This window comes from Chloroflexus sp. MS-G (assembly GCF_000735195.1).
Lineage (GTDB): Bacteria > Chloroflexota > Chloroflexia > Chloroflexales > Chloroflexaceae > Chloroflexus.
In genome coordinates, this window is record NZ_JPIM01000073.1 from 1 (window position 1) to 23756 (window position 23756).

A 23756-nucleotide genomic window follows, 5' to 3' on the forward strand; every position below is an offset into this window, starting at 1 on the left:
TAAATCGGCTAAATAAAAACCTGTATCGTTGTAGAAAGCAATTTGGTTACCATTGGGATGCCAAGCAGCCCGATACGGCTCCGGTCCAAATTGTTGTCCTAAAGCGGACAACTCCTGCCACGGCGTCAATGGCAAAGTAAAGGGAAAGGTTTGCCGTTGAGCCTGGGCTACATCAAAGGCTTCAGGCCGATCCTGGGCGGTGAAAAAGACCACCCGTCGACCGTCAGAACTAACGGCCAGGTAAGGGGTTGCCAAGCCGGTAACCACCTCTTCCAGAGGTAACCCTTCTCCCCGACTGATAAGCAACACATTCTGTTTATTATGCGAAACATCGACAAAGGCCACTGCCTGTGCGGAAGCCAGCCAGACCGGTTTGGGATTAGAGACAATGCTGAAACCTTGCCACTCCCCGTAGCGCTGTAGTTCTCCCGTTTTTACATTGAATGTCTCAATGTATTCCCCGGACTGGTCAGGAGTCAACCGGGTGATCAAGAGGCGCTGACCATCCGGCAGCCACCCGGCGATGCCGATGGCCGAGGGGTGGGTCAGCACCACCCGGGGTTCGGAAAACCGGTAAGCCTCCAAAGGCGGAGCGGGTTCAGCAGGCACAGGCTGACCCGCAAATAGGCAAGGTGGCACCGGCATAGGAGCGAGCGTAGGTGTTTCTGGTAGAGGATAGGGTGGCAATGTTGGCGTCTCGAGAGGGGATTGAAAGGTTTGAAATCCCGGTTGCGCTCCCTCCCGTAGCTGGTCAAGGGTCATGGCAAGAACCACTGCCAGGCCTACGAGCACCAGCAGGCCCAACAAACCTTCTGCGATGCTGAACATGCGTTTCATGTTGCACCTCTAATTTACTCATGTATGCACTCCGCTGCAAGTTCGATCATGCACACGCAGCAGCCTAACGGCACCGAGCTCAGCCGCTGCGACCGAGGCGAGTGAAGCGAGCGAGGTAGCAGTCGGCTGGAAGCGCATGTTGGGCGGCCATTCTTGTGGCAATCCTACTTGCTCGCAACGACAAAGACACGCCCTTCCTTTTCAGGCTCATCAATGGCCGTCTTCAAGTCTTGAATCCTGGCAAAGTAGGTGTTCTTCCAACCAGCATCATGTAATAGATCGCTTACCTTTTTCATTTCAAAGACGGTGTTGAACACGATCTCTTCAAAGCGCTCATATAGTCCGTTGGGTAAGCGAACAAATCCACTTATTCTTGTCCACGCCTTATCGCCGGTACCATCGTACATGCCGTGCGTGATGATCACCGCATCTTCGTCGCTTTCGTCAACATAAACGTTGTTCCAACGTCTCAACCCGCTGCGTGTGTTGAGGTCAAAGATAAAGTAACCATCACAAACGGCGTAGACGCATTGAAAACATTTGTACAATGCCTTTTCGCTTTCGAGATGATTGAGCGCGTCATACGTAGAAACGACCAAACCAAAGCGTTCATCGAGCGTGAAGTTACTTGCATCACCCTGGACAAAAGCGGCCTGCCCCGAATCAATGTATTGACGCGCATTTTCACGAGCATATTCGAGCATGTGTTCCGAGAGATCAAGGCCAACGACGCGATACCCCTGCTCCAGAAAATAGACCGCAAGATGTCCAGTACCGCAACAGCGATCGAGGACGGTCTTATCCTTGTGTCCAATCGGCGTGGCGGCATAGAAATCGAGGATAAGCGGAGCAACTTGCCTGGCAAAACCAGACCATCTCAAATTATAGACTCGGGCGAAGCCCTGACTGTACGACTGCATCTGATTCACTCCTGCGACCATGAGGCCGCCCAACGGTTTGCGCTTCACCTGCGCCACGCAGCGCAGCGGTGTCAGGTGCAAGCGCATGTTAGCCAGCGTTTGTTCGGTTACCGCTACCACAACCGCGTGATACCATATGCATCAAATTCAGGGTCGCGGCTCACAATCGGCATCTGCTCGACAAGGGCCTGGGCAATTAGCAACCGATCAAGATGGATCACGATGGTGAAACGGTAAAATAGCCACTTGAGCCGTATGACTGATGGTGATACCCAGTATCCCGATACGATTCAAACTGATTTGCTGCGGAATAAAGGGCTCAAAGGGTTGTGCCAGTCGGAGCCTACCCAACCTGTTTTAATAGCCATCTCCCATAGGCTGGCAACACTCAAGAAGACGTCGTTGTTGACATTTTCACTCAACGTTCGCGCTGTTGAACTGAGACGTTCATCCCCGCCAATAAACCACAAAAAGCTGTGAGTGTCCAACAATAGTTTCATAGCATATAGGCGTTGAAATCGGCAAGTGGCGCATCAAAGTCCTCACTCATGACAATGAGTCCTTTGGCACTCCCAAATTGGCGACGTGCCTGTGGTATAGCAGGCACCAGTTGCACGGCTTCCTGGAGGTCTTTGAGAATAACGACCGTTTCGCCCTTGAGCGCTGCATTCACTAACTCGAGCAAACGTGATTTTGCTTCTTCTAGACTAACTTGCAGCATTTCGCCAACCTTTCTGGAAATATAAGGTGCCCTATGAACGCTGGCTAACGGTTGGTTTTCTTAGAATATCCTTAGTCTGGGGCGCAAAGGAGGCGTATCCCTGGCGTGATACCGTCGCCGAGGACGTCGCTGCGGGGTGGAGCGTCAGGGCTGGCCGACAGCCGCGATGGGATGCCCTGCGCAGGACAAGCCCGCTGCGTTCACTGGCTGCCCGGCGAATACGTTCATCTGCGACGGCGCATCGCAGCGCCAGAACCCGAATCGGTTGGTGTCCCGCTCAGCCCGACATCCGCGCCCCAGACTTCTATGAGAAGCATAGCCTGAAAGCACAACCAGAATCAAGAACTATTCACCGCTACGTCACCCTCGACCTTCACAAGGAGTACGTCATGGTCGGGGTAATGAACGCTGCCCAGGAATAGGTCCTGCGACCGCACCAGGTGGCGATGATGCGCTGCCGCACGTGGGCCGCCGCCAACCTGTGCCAGGGCGACACCGTCATCCCGGAGACGACCGGCAACATCTGGGACATCTCCGACAGTGTTACCCCACTCGTCACACGGACAGTAGTCGCACACGCCGAGGCAGTTCGGCAGATTGCCGACGCGCGGGGCAAGCCCGACACGGAAGACCTGCAACGCCTGTTCCGGCTGTTGATCGCCGCCATCGTGCCGGACGTGTGGGTACCACCCGCCCACGTGCGCACAGTGCGCGGTCTGCGTTCGTCCCGCAACTGGCTAGGAACACCAGCAACGATGATTCGCAATCGTCTGCCAAGCAATACGCTCAATACGCCTTGATGAAGGTGTGCGTCGAGACGGACATTACCCGCTGCATGCGCAAGAACGTCCCGCGCCGGGTAGCCCTCAAAGATAAGGTCCTGGCACGGATGAAGGCACTGGGTTGCTCCCTTTCAGGGTCTGGGCTGCGGCGCACGCCTGGTGGCCCTCACCTTCCCCCTAGCCCCCTTCCTCTCCCCCGCTGGGGGAGAGGAAGGGGTATGGTAACCTCCGCACTTTCCCCCAACCTCCGCACCTTCCCCCCAGCCCCCCGTCCTCTCCCTTGGTGGGAGCGAACGGGGGAGGATGGGGCTGGCGAGAAAGAACACTGGAAACTCCTCAATGGTCAGGGACACGGTGGCAGGTAACGCATGCGTCGCGGCGACGCGATGGCAAAGGGTTTTAACGGTTTCAGGGCCTGGGCTGCGGCGCACGCCTGGTGGCCCTCACCTTCCCCCTAGCCCCCTTCCTCTCCCCCGCTGGAGGAGAGGAAGGGGGGGATGGTAACCTCCGCACCTTCCCCCAACCTCCGCACCTTCCCTCTGGCCCCCCGCCCGGAAAGAGTGGGGCTGAGAGCAAGAACGCTGGAACCCCTCACGCAATGGTTGCACGGGTACGGTATATGACCGATGAGAAATCCGGGTTTTTTGACGCAGCCCTGCCGCAGGCGCTTGCGCCAGGCCATGATCAGCGTTATATGACCGATGAGAAATCCGGATTTTTTGACTCTTATACAGAATGATAATTCTGAGCTGTCTCTACGCTTCCCAAAAGGGACGTGCCCAACCGCGGCGGGTGATTTCGCTGCGTAATTCGAGCATCGCGGTATACGTCGGCAGAATGGCAAGCGTTTCACCAGGTGGCAGGGCTGCCAGAGCGGTATCGAGTGCAGTCGGCAGATCATCGATTACAGTAATGGCTTCAGTCGCAACACCAGCATAATCGAGACGTAACGCCATATCGGCAGCACGAGTACCGCTGACGGTCACATGGGCTACCCGCTGAGCTAATGGCTCAAAATCGGCGTCCCATAGCCACGAGACATCGGTACCATCGGCAAAACGATCATTGATAGCGATCAAGAGATGGAGCGGCCTAGTCGTTGCTGTCGTGAACATTCGTACCGTCTCTGAAGCCCCGACTGGATTTTTGATCAGGGCGATCAGCATCGTTGGGCCATGACTACCGGCAGAGATACGCTCAATGCGCCCAAAGGCAGCCTGAATCTGACTCAGCGCTATGCAAATTGTTGATGTATCGATACCTAAAGCCAGTGCTGCCGCTGTAGCCGCAAGCGCATTTTGGGCGTTGTAGAGACCGGGTAATGGTACGTGAAACCGAATCTGCCCATTGGGATGGTCGATCTGGAGATCACTTCCCTCGAGTCCACGTGGCTCAAGAACGGTCAACGCAATGACTGGGTCGGGGCGCCGATGACCACACTGGGGACAAACGTAGTGACCGATGTGGGCATAGAAGATGCGCTGATACTGGTAGCGATGGCCGCAGGTATGGCAAAACTGTGAGTCGGCGATGTGGGTAGCAGCGCCGACTGCGTGACGTTCATCGGCCAGACCAAAGGCTACGGTGCGAACAGGAAGCTGATGCACAATATCGGCAATTGCCGGATCATCGGCATTGAACACAACCGTACTGGTTGCAGGAAGTTGCTGAAGCGCTTGACGCCAGTGGCGGGCAATGGTGTCAATTTCGCCGTAGCGGTCGAGTTGATCACGGAACAGGTTGAGCAGTACGACCAATCGGGGGTGCGTTTCGGCAATCGCCTGCGGTAACGCTGCTTCATCTGTCTCAAACAAAGCACAACTTGCTCGCGGCAGCCCGCGCCAGTCTGCGTTGTTGATTGCCACCGTTGTTAAGCCAGGGAGCAGATTAGCTCCGGCACGATTGTGCAAGAGAGACACACCTGCCTGTTCGAGGATAGCAGCCAGCATACGACTGGTGGTCGTTTTGCCGTTGGTGCCGGCGATCAGTATCACGCCCGCCGGCAAGGCATGGCAGAAGTTGGTAAGAATAGCCGGATCGATAGCCCGTGCAAGCTGACCGGGCAGGCTGGTACCACCGCCAAATCCAAGGCGACGTGAAAGGATACCGGCAGTACGGGCCAGGGTCAGAGCTGTGGTCGTGCGCAGTCGGCTCATAGGGTTCAGCGAAGACCCGCTTTGCGCAATGCAGCAGCCAGCGGGTTATCGTCGTCATCATCATCATCGCCGCTACTAGCGAAAAGCGACGCCGGTGGTGGCGGTTCGAGTTCGGAATCGTCGAACATATCGTCTTCTTCCCAGTTTAGCGCCAGATGTTCAGCACCGACCAGCGCGATAATATCGTCAACACTAAAGAGCAAGAGATTCACCTGATCGTCCGCTTCAGATCGAGCGTTCAAATCACTGATCAGCCGCAACTGTGGTAATGCAGCGAGCACTTCAGCGAGAGGTTCAGGGCGGCGTGGTGGTGGACGTTCACTCATCATCAAAGCATCGGCGGCGGCAGTATCCGCCGGAATACCGGTATCAACGAGCAGAATGGTCACCCCGACCCGATGGAAAAGCAAGTGCAGGATTTGGCGAGTCTCATTAAGCTGGGCAACGGCACGGCGCAGGGCGCTGGCAGTGCGACTGGCCTTGATCTCAAACACCCAGGCCACGTTATCAACAATCGCCAGCGCGTCAAGCTCACGGTACTTCATTTGCGCAGTACGGTTACGACGCTCTTCATATTCAAGAATCCGTCGCTCATCGAGTGGCAGACGGGCTGCCAACCAGTCGCGCAACGCAGCCTCTGCCTGTCCACCAAAAATATCGCGTTGGCGAGGTGGACGGATCGCTTTCTGATTTTTGCGTTGCAGCTTGAAGGTCTCAACGTAAGCCCGGTAGCGACGGTCGTCTTCGGTGGTTAACCGTGCTCGTGCATAGCTGACAGCCATCTATCCTTGCCTTCCCAATTCCACTGATCGCCGATAAGCTGCCCAAATTGCATCGGCTAATACCGTGCGCAGACCACCGCGTTCAAGCTCGCTGAGGGCCGCGGCGCTGGTACCGCCGGGTGAAGTGACTGCATTTCGTAACTGGGCCGGATGCAGGCCGCTCTGGATTGCGTACTGAACTGAACCCAACATCGTCTGCTGCACCAGCTCTTCGGCAATCCGACGCGATAAACCGAGATGAACGCCAGCATCGATCATCGCTTCCATCATGAGAAAGACATACGCCGGCCCGGTGCCGTTGATTGCAGTGGCCATGTCGAGATAAGTTTCGTTATCAACAAATAATTCGCGACCAAGTGCACCCAAAACGGTCGCCGCCCAACTCCGCTGACGTTCAGTTACGGCTGGCGCTGCCGTCCAAACGGTCATGCCACAACCGATCTGAGCGGGGGTGTTTGGCATACTGCGCACAACAGCCTGATGATCAAGGGCTTCGGCAAAAGAGGCTATCGTAGCACCGGCAATGACCGAAATTGCCAGATCATCGTCGCGCAGTGCTCCGCGCAGTGGCGGCAAGACGCGCCGGAGTTGTTGCGGCTTCACGGCGAAGATAACCACGCGGCCCCATTGCGCAGCCGTCAGGTTATCGTGAGTAGTGCGAATACCGTAATGATGAGCAAGTTCACGTCGGCGATCTTCACGGGGGTGGCTGGCGAGAATCTGCTCGGCGGCAACCAGTTCGTTGCGCAAGAGTCCACCGATAATCGCTTCCCCCATCGCGCCGGCGCCAATAATCGCAATTGGTAAGTCGGCAAGCATAGTTGTTGGTTACCTGTGACTATGTTCTGTGACCTGTTCGGGTTGCACCCGCTGATGCAATCCGTTCTGCGCGTTATGATACCATGAATAAGGTGAAAAAGAGACATTGATATTATCGTGTCCGGGATACCGGACATGCAGCCAGCTAACGAGACAGGATTTGTCAGTGAGAGATGGCTGTGTGTGCACCGACGCTCGCATTTAGAGAGGATAATGATGGAGATCAAGGAAGAAACAATCATCTTGCGGCCAACAGTATTGCCAGAGGTGCGTCCAACGTTGTTAGCGGTTTTTGCACATCCAGATGATGAAAGTTTTGGCCCAGGTGGTACGCTTGCCCGTTATGCCTGGTCTGGCGTAGCGGTACACCTGATCTGTGCAACCGGTGGTGAAGAGGGAACGGTTGATGCTGAATTGTTGCGCGGATACGATTCGGTCGCAGCGTTGCGACGAACCGAGCTGCTGCGTGCGGCTGAGGCGTTGGGTCTGAGTAGTGTTACCCTGTTGGGGTATCGCGATTCCGGCATGCCCGGCACAGAAGCCAATCGACATCCGGCAGCACTGATTAACCAGCCACGTGAACGAGTAGTCGGGCAGTTGGTTCGTCTCATGCGCCAATTACGGCCACAGGTTGTCATCACGTTTGATCCCATTGGAGGTTATCGTCATCCTGATCACATTGCGATTCACGAAGCCACCGTCGCCGCGTTTCACGCGGCTGGCGATCCGACTGCCTTCCCAGAAGCTGGATCAGCGTATGCGCCACAAAAACTCTACTACACAACCTTCTCACGGCGCTTACTGCGGCTATTGGTTAAACTCATGCCACTCTTCGGGCGTGATCCGCGGGCATTTGGGCGCAACCGCGATATTGATCTGATGCAACTGGTTGCCGTGGATTTTCCCACCCATGCCCGGATCGACACGACTGCGGTGCAGGCGCAGGCGCATGCTGCCGCGCTGGCCCATGTGAGTCAGGGTGCAGGCAATCCCTTGATCCGCAGCTTATTAGGAAAAGTTGCAAACCTGTTGGGTCGATCCGATACCTTTATGCGAGCATACCCACCGGCAACCTCTAATGTACGAGAGGATGATCTGTTTACCGGTGTGCAGTGGTAATGTTACGTCACGGTAATTTTGGGGCGGGGCAGCCAATGCTCAGCGACCGGACGAAAACCAGTATCGTTTTGGTCGAAGCGCAGATGCTGAACACGTGCGCCATCAAACTCGATTGTGATCAGATTGCAGGTATTCGCGCCACGCTCGTCGCCGTAACCACGTCGTGAAGTGGTTGTCCCGCTTTGCACGATATACGTTCCATGCTGTAGATCAAGGAAAAAGTCACGGGTATTTCCTACGAAGCTCAAGTGAAGATGACCACAGAGCAACATATCAACGGCAAACTCGTCGAGAAGACGTATTGCTTGAAGTGCATTGGTTACGAGCGGCCGTCTGCGATGATAATTGGGTGGAAACCCTACCGGATGGTGCCAGACCACAATTTTATAGGTGGTGGGGTCGAGTGCAGCCAGACGATGACGAAGTACGATCATCTGGTCGCGACTAAGCTTTCCGCCATCGATGGTCCAGCCGTGTGCGGTACACGCACCAATGACTGCAATACCTGCCGTGGTGAACACCGGATTGAGTTCGGGAGTAATGTAGCGGCGATAACGACGTAACGGCGCCAGGAGACGTTCAGGCAGATGAAAGAGTGGCACATCGTGGTTGCCAGCAACGACCAGTTGTGGTTGTGGCAGACGTTCGCATAGTGCACGGGCTGCTTGCCACTGACGAACAAAATCGGCGCGCTGGACGAAATCGCCAGAGATAACTACCAAATCGGGCGCCAGTTGATGAGCATCGATGATCAATCGTTCAGCAGCAACAGGGTTAAAGGGTGGTCCGGTATGGATGTCAGAAATGTGGAGGATGCGGAATGGCATATCACTGCTCTCCCTTGGTTGGTACCGGTGCATCGGTGGCTTGGGCCTTCTCGCGAGCAAGGCTAAAAATGGCCCGTCCGATGATAATCAGCTCAATAACCACTGCCAGTACGAAGCCATACTTGAGGATGGTTGGAACAAGCTCCATAGCGTTTTCCTTTCTATCAGAGCACTGAATCTCTTCGTCTGCGGGTCGCTTCTCCCTGCCATTGCCGAAATAACGGCTCGTCTCCCGACGAGTATCTAAACAAGCTCCTCTTATCGTACTTCCCAACGGCTACCGAGTGATGTCTTGCGTATTTCGATGATTGCCGGGAAGCGATCTTTCAACTCATCAATATGCGTGATCACAATAATACGGGCGAAATCTTGTTGAATGGCAGTAATGGCCTCGACCATCCGTTCACGACCATCAGCGTCGAGCGTACCGAATCCTTCATCGATCACCAGCGTTTCAAGCCGTGCACCGGCGCGATGCGCGAGCAATCGTGAAAGCGCAATGCGAATAGCAAAGTTAACCCGCATCGCTTCACCACCACTAAACGCGGCATAATCACGTGTCCCCAGCGCATCGGCGATTCGGATGTCGAGTGTCTCGACTGTATCCCCTTTTTTCGTATCACGCTGCATCTCGAAACGGAGGTGCATTTGCCCGTCGCTCAGACGCGAAAGCACCTGGTTCGCCTCGTCTTCAAGCTGAGGAATGGCCGTTTCGATCAGCATCGCCTGCACCCCTTTTTTGCCGAAGGCTTCAGCCAATTCGCCAAAGAGAGCTGTTCGTTCCTGGAGCTGACGTTCCTGGTCTTGAAGAATGTCGACTTCGGCAGCGGCGGCTTCTGCCTGCTTCAGGTAGGCTTGTTTCTCGACCAGATCGTGCTCAACGATCCGCAGCTCACTGTCAGTATCGCTGAGTTGCTGCTTGAGCCTGGCAACGTCAGCTTCAGCAGAGGGTAATGCGCTCACCTGCTGAGCCAGAACATCGGCTTCAGTCTGCACCATCCGTCGTTCATGTTCTGCGTCATGGCGCAGCTGTTGGGTCCGTTCACGCACCACAATATCGGTTGCGTAGCGCTGCTCGGCCAGCAATACCTCACGTTCGGCCTGTTCCCAACGGGTGAGGGATCGAACGGTCGTGCGCATGGCCTCAAGGTCTTCGGGCCGGTAGTTCAATGCCTCTAGTTCGGCAACGACCTGTCGGCCGGCGATCCGAATATCGTGGGCAAAGTCGTTTTCGGCAATCTGCCGCTGTAATTCAGCATATTCGGCCTCAGCCTCGGGTAATTCGTTCATCAGCTCTGCAAGCCGGGCAATATCGCGCTGGCACGTGTCTAGTTCGCCTTCCAGGCGACTCTGCTCGCGCAGGTACTGCTCGAAGGTGTTCAACTCGTCAGTGATCATGCGCAGATCGCGCTGCAAGCCTTCAATATCACCAAGTGCACGAAGTTGGTTGTTCACCGCCACCAATTCAGCCTGAAGCGCTGGGTCGATCGTATCGGTGGTAAGTTGTTCAGTCAACGTTGCCAGGCGGAGCTTCAGTGCCTCACGTTCGGTTTCGCGCCGAGCAGCCTGATTCAGACGGTGGATAAGCGAATCAATGGTCGCCGCTTGCTGGCGCAGGTTGGCTAATTCCTGTTCGACAGTAGCGATGGTCTCACGCAATGCAGTCAGTTCACGTTCGGCAGCTTGGGCCGTTGCCAGGGCCTCAGCTTCCTGAGCCTGAAGGTCGGCCAGTTTCTGATCGTAGTGTGCCGCAACGTGTTCAGCGTCGGTGGCGGGTAACGAGCGACGGCAAACCGGACACGTTCCATTGCCGGTAGCCAGCAGCTCACGATTCTTCTGGAGCGTCGCTCGTTCGCGGCGGGTCTGTTCGACGAGCGCACGAGCTGCGCTCAAATGATCAACGACTGTCTGTTCGTACTGGCGACGTGCCGCCTGCTCTTCCGCCAGGGCCTGCGCCTGTACCTGCGCCACTTCAGCGGCACGCAGGGCGGTACGCCAGGTTTCAACATCACGTAACTCCTGATCGAGACGGTCAAGTTCCTGTTGACACCGATCCCGTTCCACGGTGATCGCATTGCGACGTTGTTCAAGCGAGGTTTGCAGCATCTGTTGCCGCATCATCAGCTCACGGATGTACGCCAGTTGCTGTTCGAGCGCAGTGCGTTGCATCTGACATTGCCGTACCTGCTCTTGCATTGGCGCCAGTTCACGGAGCCGTTGCTGGATGGTTTCCGCTCGTTGCTGCACATCGGCGAGGCGTTTGACCTCTGCACGAAGACGTTTACAGCGTTCTTCAGCCCGTGACAACCGCTCCTTCATCAGCTCAATAGCAGCCTTCAGCTCTTGCTGCAACTCGCGTTTCCGCGCCATCAGCTCGGTATACCGCTCATGCACCTGCTCCAGGCGCTCAAGTTCGCACCGTGCAGTGTGTAGTTCGGCCAGGCCAGCTTCTATCTGAGGACGTTGGGCGATCATCCGTTCGGCCTGGGTGATACGCTCGTTTACCTCTTGTAGCTCGCGCAGGTAGCGCTGAAGGGTATCGTTCAATGTAGCGATACGTTGTTGCAGCTCACGATAGCGACGGGCATGTTCTTCGAGGATCCGCAGGTATTCGGTGGCGCGAGTGTATTCACGTTCCAGGGTGGCACGGCGCTGCTGAAGCTGGGCACGACGTTGTTCACTCTCAGCGACGGCTTGTTGCCAAAACTGAACCTTGGCCGCAGTCGGTTGCAGCCCTTCCAGCCGACCACGAACCCTCACCAGTTCCGCTTCCAAGAGGCGCACCCGTTCACGAGCACGTTGTTCGAGGCTGGCATATTCGGCCAGGTCGAGAATTTCGGCTAATACCTCTTTGCGTTCGGATGGTGTACTGGCGGTAAACGCATCCGCTCTACCCTGTAGCAAGAACGAGGCATTCGTGAAGGTTTTATACGACATCCGCAACAAGTCATTGATCTTGCGCTGGGTTTCGCGAATCGCGGTTTCGCCGATAGGGCGCCAGTTCGTCCCATCAAAACTCTGCAAATCGAGCCAGGTCTTGCCGTTACCGCTTCCACGACCGCTACTGCGTCCCCGCTGGCGCTGGCGTATCACCCGATACTTCCGACCATCGAGCGCAAAGATAAACTCAACCATCATCTCGGTCTCACCCAGGGTAATAAGTTCATCGTCTGGACGGCGCGCTTCCCCCCAGAGCGCCCATGTGATCGCGTCAAGGATGGTAGATTTGCCGGCGCCATTTTCGCCCGAGAGACACAAGACATGCAGACCATCGAGGTCGAGTCGCAGTGGATCGCCGTTTTCATCGGCGCGGTAACACATAAAATTGCGCAGCGCAAGGTGTAATGGAATCATAGCGAATGCTGATAGAGAACAATAGCGAGAACTTCACTCAGCGCACCGATTGCTTTTCTTGAATCATCTGTGGCTCGACATGCAGTGCGGCGGCAATGCGACGAATGCCACGATCGCTAAAGCTGACCAGGTAGAACGGTGCCAGCGGGAGCCGCTCTCCTGAACGCAGTGCGAGCAGAAGCCGATATTGTGACCGGCGCAAGATACGCACTTCTAACCCTTTCACGTCGCTCAAAGAGCGCTCGTGCCGGGTGCGTCCTTGCAGGCCATAGGCGGTTACGGTAATCACATTGCGTTGATGATCGATCTGGCAAATCCCTAACTGACCGCCGATGATCAAGGTGAAGAGCACCATCCCAACAAGGAGGGCAACCGAGAGTGCGATCCCGCCAGTCAACGATTGGGTACCGGCAATAACTGGCTGCAAGATGGTGAACAGACCGTACCCCACCAGACCGGCAAAGCTCCAGGTCAGCCAGGGGATAAAGTGTATAGTTACGCGATCAGGATAGCTTTGTATGAATTGAAGTGTCATAGCCTTTGCCTGCCTCTGGTCATCAACACTATCCATTATACCAATGCAACACGAGGGTAGAGTAAGAGGTTTTCAACGTTTTCGGTGCTCGTTTCTCCGTATAACACGCAAGGTCTGAAAGGTATGCAAGTTCTGAATGCGTACCGCAAGCTACAGGCTAGAGACCTGCACTCCTGAGAAAACAGCACGGCTCGAGATTGCTGTCGGCAAGTGCATGACGTTCGTCGCTGTTTCATTGCTCGTAATCCAAAGCTGAAAACGTTGCAGGCCCATACCACGCCTGGTCACACATTGACCGTCTTCCCGCCAGATGCTACCATAAATGCCACAAATCCGTCTATGTAGCAAATAATGTATGGAGACGATCTTCTCAGTCGAAAATCTGCTGGCATTAGTGACGCTGACCGTCATGGAGATTGTATTAGGGGTAGACAACATCAACTTTATCAGTATTCTCGCCAGTAAACTGCCATTGCATCAGCAACGACCGGCGCGACAAATTGGTTTATCACTTGCCCTGATCACGCGCCTGCTCTTGTTGCTGTCGATCAGTTGGATTGCCGGTCTGACGCAGCCGCTGTTTGAGCTTGGGCCATGGCATGTAACGGGGCGTAGCCTGATTCTGCTTGGTGGTGGCTTGTTCTTGATCTACAAGGCAACTACTGAGATTCATGAAAAGCTGGAAGGTGCTGAACATACGGAAAAAGCGGTGGCCGTCACAACCATGCAGGCGGTGATTATGCAGATTATCTTGATCGATATTGTCTTTTCGCTTGATTCGGTCATCACGGCTGTTGGCATGGCCAATACGTTATGGGTCATGATGACGGCGGTCGTTCTCGCAGTGGGGGTGATGCTCTTTCTCGCGGAAGGGATTGCAAAATTTGTCGGCGATCACCCTACTATCAAGATGCTGGCACTCAGCTTTCTCTTGTTGATCGGCTTTTCGCTCGTCGCCGAAGGTTTTGAGTTGCATATTCCCAAAGGGTATATCTACTTTGCGATGGGCTTCTCAGTTATGGTCGAGATGCTCAATTTGCGGGTAGCAGCGAAAGCACGGCAGCCGGTGAAACTTCATCAGCGCTACGATACAACAAAATAGGATCATTGAGGCGCTATGCTCAATACCGTCTATTTGCAGACCTTTCTCACCGTGGTAGAGACTGGTTCCTTTTCGGCAGCGGCAAAACGGCTTCATATGTCGCAACCGGCGGTAAGTCAACACATCCGTGCGCTTGAGGAACAAGTCGGTGGTGTGCGGTTATTCCGGCGTAGCGGCCAACACATGGTATTGACCCTTGCTGGTGAACAATTGCTAGGGAGTGCTCGTGAATTGGTTGCATTGGCTGAGCGTACTGTGCAAGCCGTGAGTGCGCTACGCGGTCAGATCGGTGGTCGAGTGGTCATTGGTTGCCTGGCCGGCAGTGCCGAGGCGTTTTTGCCCCACCTGCTGGCGATCATCCAGCGTCAGTATCCGGCAGTAACGGTTGATATTGAATTTCATGGGTCTGATGAGTTGTTTGAAGGTCTGGCCGAACGACGCCTTGATCTTGCGATCCTGAGTGATGCGCCGCGACGACGTGGCTTTGAGATGCGTGTGCTGGCCGGTGAACGATTGGTTCTGACGGCTGTGAACGGACATCCTCTCTTGCACGGCGAACAGACACCGGTTGGGGTTTTACGTGATTATCCTCTGGCGTTGCCCAGGGTAGGGCACCCGTTACGCCGATCTATCGAAGACGGCCTGCGCCGACGGGGAGTCGTTATCGGCGATCTGCGAATTGTGTGTGAAGCAGACAGTCCACTGTTGTTACGCTCAGCGGTCGAATCCGGGCAAGCGTTAGCCTTCTTGCCGGTGAGTGTCCTTCCCTCACGATTAGATCGGATCGGCGTCGTGACATTGGTCGGCCAGCCATTTGTACAGGAATGGTACTTAATCCGGCTACGAGAGCGCACGGTGAATCGCATCGTTGATATTGTGGTTGAAGGATTGTTGGGTGAAGAGGCAAGGACAACGCTGCTTAGCCTGGGGCTAACGGCATAACGAGTTGACCTTCCGCCGTGCTCCTTCTGCCATCGTCTGACAGGTTGAAAGGTATTTGTATGTATGACGTGATTGTGATCGGCGCGGGCATTGCCGGATTAGCCGCTGGGCATACGCTTCAGGCAGCCGGCTGTCAGGTGTTGGTGCTCGAAGCGCGGCAACGGATCGGGGGGCGAATCTGGACTGATACGCGCTATGGGCCGGTCGAGTTTGGTGCCGAGTTTATTCATGGTCATCGCGCAGCTTCCTGGGAGCTAGTACAACAGGCCGGTTTACCAACCTCGCGTTGGGGACGCGACCGTCGCTTCGCCATCGGTGGTCGGATGTTGACAGCCGATGACCCAATTGGGGCAGCGGTACTACAACTCTATCAGCAGATTTGTCATTATCGTGGCCCTGAAGTAAGCGTTGCCGAACTGATCGAACAATCAACTGCCTTGCCGGTAGTGAAGCAATTGGTTGGGCGCTGGCTAGCTAATCTTGAAGGCGCTGATCTGAGCAAATTAAGTGCCACCGCATTAGCCCGCGAGCGTCGGTTGAGTACAATTGGTGAGGACAATTTTCATATCGATTATGGGTATCAGCGACTACTTGAACCGCTCAGCGCCAATCTAACAATTGAGCTTGGGGCAGTGGTCACACTCATCCGTTGGAACGCTGATTGGGTTGACGTTGTATTAGCCGACGGACGGCAGTGGCGCGCACATCGTGTAGTTGTCACCGTTCCGGTTTCACTATTGCAGGCCGGATTGCCAGCCTTTGAACCACCGCTACCGGCCGATAAACAAATGGCAATAGCGGTAATTCCAATGGGTTACGTGACCAAATTAGTGCTCTGGTTTGCAGAGCAGTTCTGGTCAGATTTTACGGTCCTTAGCACCGATGGTGTAATTGCTACGTGGTGGCCGGTGTCCAGTACCCGAACGCCAACGCTCATGGGTTACACGGGTGGGCAGCAGGCGCTTAAGGTGGCTGACCTGGGTGAAAGCGAGGCCATTGCAGTCGCGTTGCGCGAGCTACAAACCCTGTTTGCAGTTGATGTAAAACCATACTTCCTAGACGGGCGTCTAATTGACTGGTCGCGAGACCCGTGGAGTCGAGGGGCATACACGTATAGCTCTGCTGGTACCCTGGCGGACCGTGTAACGCTGGCAACACCACTCGGCCCGATCCATTTTGCCGGTGAAGCAACAGTAACCGGTGCTGAGATTGCTACGGTGCATGGGGCCTTCGAGAGCGGACGACGTGCGGCACGGGCAATCTTGCTGTCGCGGTCGGGCTGAAGATAACGCTTCTCCAGCGTTGACCACTCTAAAATGCGGCACTAAGAGCCTATCCGAATCATTGTCTCACCCTACAGCGGATGAAACCTGATAGGGATGTATGGGCGTAGCGGCGTTGCGCCCCAACCGATCTTCTTCTGCGACAAGGTATTCCGGATAGGATCTAAGCAGAGGCAGTTTCTCTTCTATTCAATCAGACCCGAATATTGTGCTGAATACTTGTTCAAGATGGTAGGCGCGAAAGATACATCCCGCAAGTGGGCTAGATTCAAACACACCTCTAACATACCGCTAGTGTATCGTTGGTAGAAAACGGGTAAACTACACACAGAGATAAATGCCCGCAGGGGATACAACAACATTGCAACGGGAGGCTAGAAATATGGGCAAGATTGTAGGAATTGACTTGGGCACGACAAACTCGTGCATCGCAGTGATGGAAGGTGGTGACGTGGTTGTCATTCCGAACGCCGAAGGCAACCGCACGACACCATCGATGGTTGCCTTCGCTAAGAATGGTGAGCGATTAGTCGGTTTGACCGCTAAGCGTCAGGCAACCATCAATCCTGAAAATACACTTTATTCAGTCAAGCGCTTTATTGGCCGTTCTTTCGACGAGGTGAAGGAAGAGCGAGAGCGAGTGCCTTTTAAAGTTGTCAAAGGGCCGCGCAACGATGTGCGCATTTATGTCCCGCAGACCGGCAAGGAATATGCACCGCAGGAGATCTCGGCTATGGTTTTGCAGAAGCTCAAAGCTGATGCCGAGGCCTTCCTGGGTGAGCCGGTGACACAGGCTGTCATTACTGTACCGGCTTACTTCAACGACAGCCAGCGTCAGGCAACCAAAGACGCCGGTAAGATTGCCGGTTTGGAGGTACTACGAATCATCAACGAGCCGACGGCTGCGGCACTCGCTTATGGGTTAGACAAGAAGAAGGACGAGACCATTCTGGTCTTCGACCTGGGTGGTGGTACCTTCGACGTTAGCATCCTTGAGGTTGGTGATGGCGTCATCGAAGTGAAGGCGACCAGTGGTGATACTCACCTTGGTGGCGATGACTACGATGCCGCAATCGTTAACTGGATCATCGAGGAGTTCCGCAAAGATCAGGGTATCGATCTGAGCAAAGACCGCCAGGCATTACAACGCTTAAAAGAGGCGGCGGAAAAGGCCAAGATGGAGCTCAGCTCGATGATGGAGACAGAGATTAACCTACCCTTCATCACGGCTGATGCCAGCGGGCCGAAACACCTGGCCATGAAGCTAACCCGCGCCAAGTTCGAGCAATTAACAGCGCATCTGACCGAGCGGCTCCGCGATCCGGTGTTGCGGGCGCTTAAGGATGCCGGTTTGCAGCCAAGCCAGATCGATGAAGTCGTGCTGGTTGGTGGTTCAACCCGGATGCCGGTCGTTCAGGAGCTGGTACGCAAAATGCTCGGCAAAGAGCCGAACAAGAGCGTAAACCCCGACGAAGTGGTCGCTGTTGGCGCAGCGATCCAGGCCGGTGTGTTGGGCGGTGAAGTGAAAGATGTGCTCTTGCTCGACGTAACGCCGCTCTCGCTCGGTGTGGAAACGCTCGGTGGGGTGATGACCAAACTGATCGAACGGAATACGACCATCCCCACCCGTAAGACCGAGATCTTCTCGACGGCGGCTGATGGTCAGACGGCGGTTGATATTCACATCTTGCAGGGCGAGCGTGAGATGGCTGCCGACAACATCTCACTGGGTCGTTTCCGCCTCGAAGGGATTCCACCGGCGCCGCGTGGTGTGCCACAAATCGAGGTGACGTTCGATATCGATGCGAACGGTATCCTGAACGTAAGCGCACGTGACAAAGCAACCGGCAAAGAGCAGCGGATCACCATTACCGCCAGCACCAACCTCTCGAAAGAAGAGGTGGAGCGGATGGTGCGTGAAGCCCAACTGCACGCCGCCGAAGATAAGGCTCGCCGCGAGCTGGTCGAGATGAAGAACCAGGCCGATAGCCTGGCTTACCAGGCCGAGAAGTCGCTGAAGGAGCTGGGTGATAAAGTTGACAGCATTGAGCGCAGTCGGATCGAGGGCTTGATTAAGGATCTGCGCGAGGCGATTGCGCAAGAGAATCGCAGCCGCATCCAGCAACTCTCGAGCGACTTGCAGCAAGCGCTGTTCAAGGTCTCGCAGGCCGCCTACGGTGATGGCGCAGCACCAGGCGCTAGCAGCAGTGGCCGGAAAGATGACGGCGTCGTTGAGGGTGAGTACACGGTGAACTAAGAGGGCATCCGAAGAGGCTATTGTGGCCTGGCGCGGGCCGCTAGCCCGTGTCTATTCGGAAGCACGTATGAGGGCGGGTTGAGAACCCGCCCTCACTGCTGTGATGGCAGACAGCATCCTGATCGCAGATCGTCGTAACCTTGCTTCTCCCACTGCCGGAGAGGGAAAAACGTTACCAAACCTCAATACCCGACCTTACTGCTTTCTGCTCCCCTATTTCCGCTTCTCTTTCCAAAACGCGAGCGGGAACACCAGGCCAACCTGCCAGCGCACAAATCGTGCCATCCAGCGTTGTCGCCAGGAAAGTGGCATGGTCGTCAGGGCTTCATAACTGCGGAGCAGATAAATAGCCAGTGGTGGTTCGCTGTCGATTTGTTGCAGAGCCTGTACCGCCAATTCGTGTGCCTGATGTGTTTCACCCCTGAGCAATGCAATCCGCGCCGCCAGCGTAGTATGCCAGATTTGATCGGCACGACTGATCCGACTCGCATCGGTGAAGAGATTGCTGGCAGTCTGCCATTCGGTAATCGCCGCTGCCGTGTCGCCGATTGCCAGGTATAACTCAACAGCACTCAGATGCCCCCCAATTTGAACCTGCTGATCGCGGCTCCGTTCACCACGGGCAACAATTTCGGCTATCTCGGTCATGGCCGCATCAACGTTCCCTAGCCGCACTTGCAACATCACCAGCATAGCACGACATTCGATCCAGCGCCGCGTTTCACCCGTTTGCTGAGCGATAGAACTCCCGAATTCCAGTGCTGCCTGGGCACGGCGCCACTCACCCCGTCCCAATGCGGCCAAGCCCTGCATCTGGGCAACCCAGGCGGTGGTTGAAGGATCGTTCAAAACACTGGTCAGCCGCATTGTTTTACGGCGGTACAGACGGGCAAGGGGAGGGAAACGATTCAACGCAAGTTCCATACAAGCGTAAGCGCGTGCCTTCATTGCCGGTATGTGTGCGGTTTCGGCCAGGTTGAGGGCGAACAGCAGGCTGTGAATGGTTCTTAACAGATCGTGCTGGTAGAAATTGATCTGAATGAGCACATTTGCCGCCTGAGCAAGCTCAACCAGATGGTCGTTGATCGACGGTTTCTTCCTACCGAGCCTGAGCAGCGTCAGAAGATAACGGCCAAGTTCAGCCAGGATGAGCCAGGGAAGAGTGCGGCGCTCAGTCGGAAGCGGAAGCCCAAAACGGGTAAACGCACGTTGCAAAAAGTGATAACTCTCAGTGAGTCGTCCCTGACCATAATAGGCTGCTGCCAGTAAACGCTCTCGGTGGCCAACAGTTGTTGCCGGCTCATCGTCGCCGATTTGATGCGCCTGTTCTAGCAGATCAATCGCACCAGCGTAATCACCGTTATGCAGCGCCAGTTCACCGGCCCGATCAAGGTATGGTCGGGCGCGGATTAACTCACCGGCTGCTTTCCAGTGATGAGCAATGGTCATCGCCCGCTGTGGATCATGACCATAATGTTGTTCAAGATAGTTGGCAAATTGGGCGTGTAATTGCCGGCGCTGGGCAAAACTCATCAGATTGTAGATAGCCTCTGCGATAGCCGCCGGTCGGAACGTGTATCTGATCGTTGGCCCAGAACGTTCAAGGGCGATCAAGCCACTCTGCTGTATTGCAAAGAGTTGAGCAGTTAATTGCTCTTCAGGAATGTGATCTGGATGAATGGCCTGCAATGTCGCCGTATCAAACTCAACCCCGATAACACTCGCTACTTTCAGCGTTAATTGCTGGTCAAGCGTCAGTTGATCAAAGCGGCTAGTGATCAGGCCTTGCACGGTAGAGGGGAGACGCACCATGTGAAGCGCACGTCTGGCTGCTCCGGGCACAAAGCGGCAGATATGTTGTTGCCGCATCAGCAGCCCGGCGTCGCGCAGCGCCTTGACCAGCTCAATGCTAAAGAAGGGGTGTCCCTGCGTCTGCTCCGCTATCAGTCGCCAGATAGCTTCATCGACTTGCTTCACGTCAAGATAGCGTGCGAGCAAGTCGTGAATTTCCGGTGGACTTAGCCCGTGGAGTTTGATCTGATCAAGCAACCGGTGGTGAAGCAGGCGCTGACGTTCTTCCGTGATGGAGAGCGGTGGCCGACCGGTCAGGATAATCAGGACTGGCGCATCCTGATCAAGCAGATCGGCTAACAGGGTCCAGGTTGGGTCATCGAGCCACTGCACATCTTCAATGGCGACCAGAAGGGGGGCATGCTCAGCAACTCGGCTAAGCACTGCAATCAATCCGTCATGGAGCCGCTGGGTATGAATCTGCGGCAACGTATGCGCGGAAAGGCCCTGACTTCCCCGATTGGTCGGCCACAACTCGCCAGCAAGACTGTAGATGCTATCGCTGAGTGTCGCCAGCCGTCCATCGTTCAGCAATACCGGCAATCCACTGCGGAGCGCAGAGTATGGACTGCGCTCGATAAATCGTGCCGTGCTATGCAGGACGATGGTTCCATGCGCACGAGCCTGAGCGAGAAAGGTCTGGATCAGATGCGATTTGCCAATACCGGCCTCGCCAAGGATTAACACACCACCGCTCTGACCACGCTGAAGACGCTCTAAACGATCGCGCAGCAGTGCCAGCTCGCTGGCTCGTCCAATCAGTGCCTCGCCATCACGATCAATGTGAATCCGTTGTACGCTGAGGGTATTGGCAGGATCGAAGATTGGTTGGAAAACAGTAACTGGGTCAGCGATGCCACGCAACTGGAGCGGGGGGAGTGCACTGAAACTGACCCGGTCGCGACAGGCGGCTGCGATTTCACTATCACACAAAATCGCAACATCAGTTTGCTGTGCCGCCTGCATCAGCCGCGCTGCGCGGTTAACGACTGATCCCATCATCGTGTATTCACGCCGATCCTGGCCGCCGACCGAGCTACACAGCGCCATTCCACTGGCTACGCCAATCGTACAGCTAAAACCGAGATTCGAGAGCGTATTCACAATATCGTGCGCCGTCAGCACACCCCGCAAGGCATCATCTTCATGGGCAAACGGCGGCAAGCCAAAGGCAGCGAGCAACGTTGGCCCTTTGTTATCCGTGCCAAGCCGACTGATACTCCCTTCATACCGGTAGAGACATGTTTGCAGCGCACGGATTGCAGCCTGAGCTGCTGGTAATGGTGTCTCGGCAGTCAGATCACCAAGATGTGCAAAGAGGACGGTGACATAACGCTGCTCGGCCAGCCATGCCGTTTGACCAGCATCGATATGGCTCAAGATTGCCTTCGGTACATACGAGCGTAAGAAGTCAATCTGACTCTGGTCAATAGCTGGTGTGGCAAAAGCCCGCAACGGTACGTCGTCGAGCAGGGCTGTCAGTTGCCAGCGTCCATCCGAAAGCTGTACCGCCTCACACCACGGCTGTACCAACCTCCAGGCCGTTTCCGTCAAGACAACTTCACCGGGCGGGGCAGCAGCTTCGGCGGCACCAGTATCACGAACTGCATCACCGACAATCAGCAACTCCCACCGTTCAAAGACACCTCCCAGATGCATCAATGTAACGTCACCGGCGCCAATTCCTACCCGTACCCGCAATGAACGAGCCTTCACATCAATGGCCTCAGTGCTCCAGATTGCTGGCGACATCATCATCTGGATCGCCAGTCCACATTGAACAGCACGGCGCGTAAGAAGGGCTAAGTCTTCGGCGCCGTACCAGAGAGCAATTAAACCATCACCGGCGAACTTTATCACATCGCCACCGTGTGAAGTGACAATCCGCACCAGATGACCAAAATAGAGGTCTAGAATCTGGGTAAGTTCTTCGGCGCCTGTAGGACTGGTGTGGGTTAAATACTCTGTAAGAGCCGTAAAGCCGGAAAGGTCTGCCGAGAGTATTGCCGCCGGAAATGTCTCTTTTGCCGGTTCGAGCCGACCATCAGGATTGATGTTATTCAAACGTTGTCGAATAATTCCTGGCAGATAACACGCCAGTTCAGCATTGGCGAGCATCATGGCGGCCATCCATCAGACGCGATGCGGCGAAAGCCGGAGAGAGCGATGATCACTGCGCGTCGAGCAAAGAGTTGAATCGGAAACCTATTTGATTATTGATCAGTTATCAGGGTTGCGCAAGAGGTGAAAGGGCGATAGGGTTTTACAAAGTTTTCAGGTTTTGGCACTGTTCGCCAAAGAACGATTTCCCTACCCGCTTGACATTCCCGATCTACGCGGTTGCTGGGGCTTGTGGACATCCGACCCGCATACCGAATGACGGCAGGAATCGGATTTATCCTGAGCGGCTAAGTGACGTTTCTCGTGCGTACCAATCGGTGTATTTTCACTACTAATTACACTGCATGCATCGTCAACGCATCGTTAGCAGGGGCAAGGAGGGAACGCGCCAGAGGAAGATAGGCCGCCGCCCGTCGCACGTAATCACGAGCGGTTGGATTATTCCGAATGGCAACCGGATCAACAATACCCTGGTTATGCCAGGCGGCAAGTGTTCGCCAAGAAATTGGTTGACCCTCGATAACTGCCCGCCAGACGCCACGTTCAAGATTTGCTGCCAGATAGTTGATTGCCAGCTCGTCGTCACTGATTTCAGCCGTGAGTGCCGCAAACAAGGCCCGTTGATCGTTGAAAGTGGTTGGGTCAATCTGGCTTCCATCCACCCGCAGCGGCACATGCAGCACACGGCCATCGGCCAGCGGTACCTTACCGGCCAGTATTTCAGCCGCAACCGACGGTCGCAGATTCGCCGGCCAGACACTAAAATTTGTCCCCAGTCCGTGCAAATTGACCTGCTGCTGAGCAGACTGGTATACCGGCGTTACCATCCGCAACGGCGGAATCAGCTCTTCCGCCCAGCCAAAGTTTTCGTTGTAGAGAATTGTAGCTATGACTACAGCAAATTCGTAATCACTCATCCCCGACAACTGCGGATGGTTATGCTGCGCTGCCGCTTTCAAGATAGTAGCGCGTAAACGGTGCATTCGCGCCGCAAACTCAGGTCGTACAAACACCTCAATCGTGGGACCAGGACGGGAGGGTGGCGCCGAGCGGCTCTGCTGTCGGGTATGGTAAGAGTAGGCTGGCTGTATCTGTCCCAACAATCCCGCTTGATCCACGCCGATGAGGCATACTATGAAGAGTATCAGCAGTAAGCGTCGCATAGACACCTCCCTTGCCTGTATGATACCTGGCGTGACAATAGTGTCGGTAACAGTCCCCAGACCGATCCTGGTTCGGTTGGCCGAGAGAAGGTGGTCGGGTTGCGACGGTGCTGCACATCCAGCACTTGATCAAAAACCCAGCCGTCGCATCGGGCACGTACCGTACCCACGCAATCATTGCGTGA

Annotated in this window: 17 protein-coding genes and 1 pseudogene; 6 read left to right on the forward strand and 12 right to left on the reverse strand. The window is 55.2% G+C overall.

The features are described 5' to 3' along the window. The 3 genes and pseudogenes from JE47_RS0113410 to JE47_RS0113425 form a co-directional block, all read right to left on the reverse strand. Positions 1-837 (reverse strand): annotated as a pseudogene (locus JE47_RS0113410) (hypothetical protein); the annotation flags it as partial. A 164-nt stretch (positions 838-1001) separates the two neighbouring features. Then, positions 1002-1877, reverse strand: a complete 876-nt coding sequence (locus tag JE47_RS0113415) for a class I SAM-dependent DNA methyltransferase (RefSeq protein ID WP_236631240.1) — start codon at positions 1875-1877, stop codon at positions 1002-1004. Positions 1878-2253: 376 nt separating this feature from the next. Next, complete coding sequence (locus JE47_RS0113425) at positions 2254-2478, reverse strand: type II toxin-antitoxin system Phd/YefM family antitoxin (protein ID WP_031460261.1); 225 nt, start codon at positions 2476-2478, stop codon at positions 2254-2256. A 446-nt stretch (positions 2479-2924) separates the two neighbouring features. Between JE47_RS0113425 and JE47_RS0113435 the strand changes: the two genes are divergently transcribed. Beyond that, entirely contained in the window at positions 2925-3278 is a 354-nt protein-coding gene (locus JE47_RS0113435) for a hypothetical protein (protein ID WP_152556062.1), read from the forward strand. Between the two features lie 737 nt (positions 3279-4015). Here JE47_RS0113435 and JE47_RS0113445 read toward each other — a convergent pair. From JE47_RS0113445 to proC, 3 genes are read right to left on the reverse strand one after another with little or no spacing between them, the layout of a single operon-like run. Next, positions 4016-5416 (reverse strand): Mur ligase family protein, encoded by a 1401-nt coding sequence (locus JE47_RS0113445; RefSeq protein WP_031460264.1) that lies wholly within the window; start codon positions 5414-5416, stop codon positions 4016-4018. Between the two features lie 5 nt (positions 5417-5421). Continuing rightward, positions 5422-6198, reverse strand: coding sequence for a hypothetical protein (locus tag JE47_RS0113450; protein ID WP_031460265.1), 777 nt, complete (start codon positions 6196-6198; stop codon positions 5422-5424). Further along, a complete protein-coding gene (proC, locus tag JE47_RS0113455; protein ID WP_028457620.1) occupies positions 6199-7017 on the reverse strand; it encodes a pyrroline-5-carboxylate reductase in 819 nt (272 codons plus the stop codon). Between the two features lie 213 nt (positions 7018-7230). Between proC and JE47_RS22195 the strand changes: the two genes are divergently transcribed. Continuing rightward, positions 7231-8136 carry a PIG-L deacetylase family protein gene (locus JE47_RS22195; RefSeq protein ID WP_160173288.1) on the forward strand — a complete coding sequence of 302 codons (906 nt, stop codon included), beginning with the start codon at positions 7231-7233 and terminating at the stop codon, positions 8134-8136. 2 nt (positions 8137-8138) lie between these two features. Here JE47_RS22195 and JE47_RS0113465 read toward each other — a convergent pair whose 3' ends face one another. The 4 genes from JE47_RS0113465 to JE47_RS0113480 form a co-directional block, all read right to left on the reverse strand. Then, a complete protein-coding gene (locus tag JE47_RS0113465; RefSeq protein WP_031460267.1) occupies positions 8139-8963 on the reverse strand; it encodes a metallophosphoesterase family protein in 825 nt (274 codons plus the stop codon). A 1-nt stretch (position 8964) separates the two neighbouring features. Next, positions 8965-9111, reverse strand: a complete 147-nt coding sequence (locus tag JE47_RS21955) for a hypothetical protein (protein WP_173424563.1) — start codon at positions 9109-9111, stop codon at positions 8965-8967. Between the two features lie 110 nt (positions 9112-9221). After that, complete coding sequence (locus tag JE47_RS0113475; RefSeq protein WP_031460268.1) at positions 9222-12317, reverse strand: AAA family ATPase; 3096 nt, start codon at positions 12315-12317, stop codon at positions 9222-9224. 37 nt (positions 12318-12354) lie between these two features. After that, entirely contained in the window at positions 12355-12852 is a 498-nt protein-coding gene (locus JE47_RS0113480; protein WP_031460269.1) for a hypothetical protein, read from the reverse strand. 355 nt (positions 12853-13207) lie between these two features. Here JE47_RS0113480 and JE47_RS0113485 point away from each other — a divergent pair, with 355 nt between their 5' ends. The 4 genes from JE47_RS0113485 (at position 13208) to dnaK (ending at position 18436) form a co-directional block, all read left to right on the forward strand. Continuing rightward, positions 13208-13954, forward strand: coding sequence for a TerC family protein (locus JE47_RS0113485; RefSeq protein WP_031460270.1), 747 nt, complete (start codon positions 13208-13210; stop codon positions 13952-13954). Positions 13955-13969: 15 nt separating this feature from the next. Beyond that, the gene (locus JE47_RS0113490; protein WP_031460271.1) at positions 13970-14896 is read left to right on the forward strand and encodes a LysR family transcriptional regulator; all 927 of its coding nucleotides are present in this window, start codon (positions 13970-13972) and stop codon (positions 14894-14896) included. 17 nt (positions 14897-14913) lie between these two features. Then, positions 14914-16179: a flavin monoamine oxidase family protein gene (locus JE47_RS0113495; RefSeq protein ID WP_269078000.1), complete on the forward strand. Its 1266-nt coding sequence runs from the start codon at positions 14914-14916 to the stop codon at positions 16177-16179. Positions 16180-16561: 382 nt separating this feature from the next. Continuing rightward, a complete protein-coding gene (gene dnaK / locus JE47_RS0113500; RefSeq protein ID WP_031460273.1) occupies positions 16562-18436 on the forward strand; it encodes a molecular chaperone DnaK in 1875 nt (624 codons plus the stop codon). Between the two features lie 213 nt (positions 18437-18649). Here the strand turns inward: dnaK and JE47_RS0113505 are convergent, their stop codons facing one another. Together JE47_RS0113505 and JE47_RS0113510 are read right to left on the reverse strand one after the other, a co-directional pair. Beyond that, a complete protein-coding gene (locus tag JE47_RS0113505; protein ID WP_031460274.1) occupies positions 18650-22408 on the reverse strand; it encodes an AAA family ATPase in 3759 nt (1252 codons plus the stop codon). 335 nt (positions 22409-22743) lie between these two features. Beyond that, positions 22744-23571 (reverse strand): hypothetical protein, encoded by an 828-nt coding sequence (locus JE47_RS0113510; protein ID WP_031460275.1) that lies wholly within the window; start codon positions 23569-23571, stop codon positions 22744-22746. Between the last annotated feature and the right edge of the window lie 185 nt (positions 23572-23756).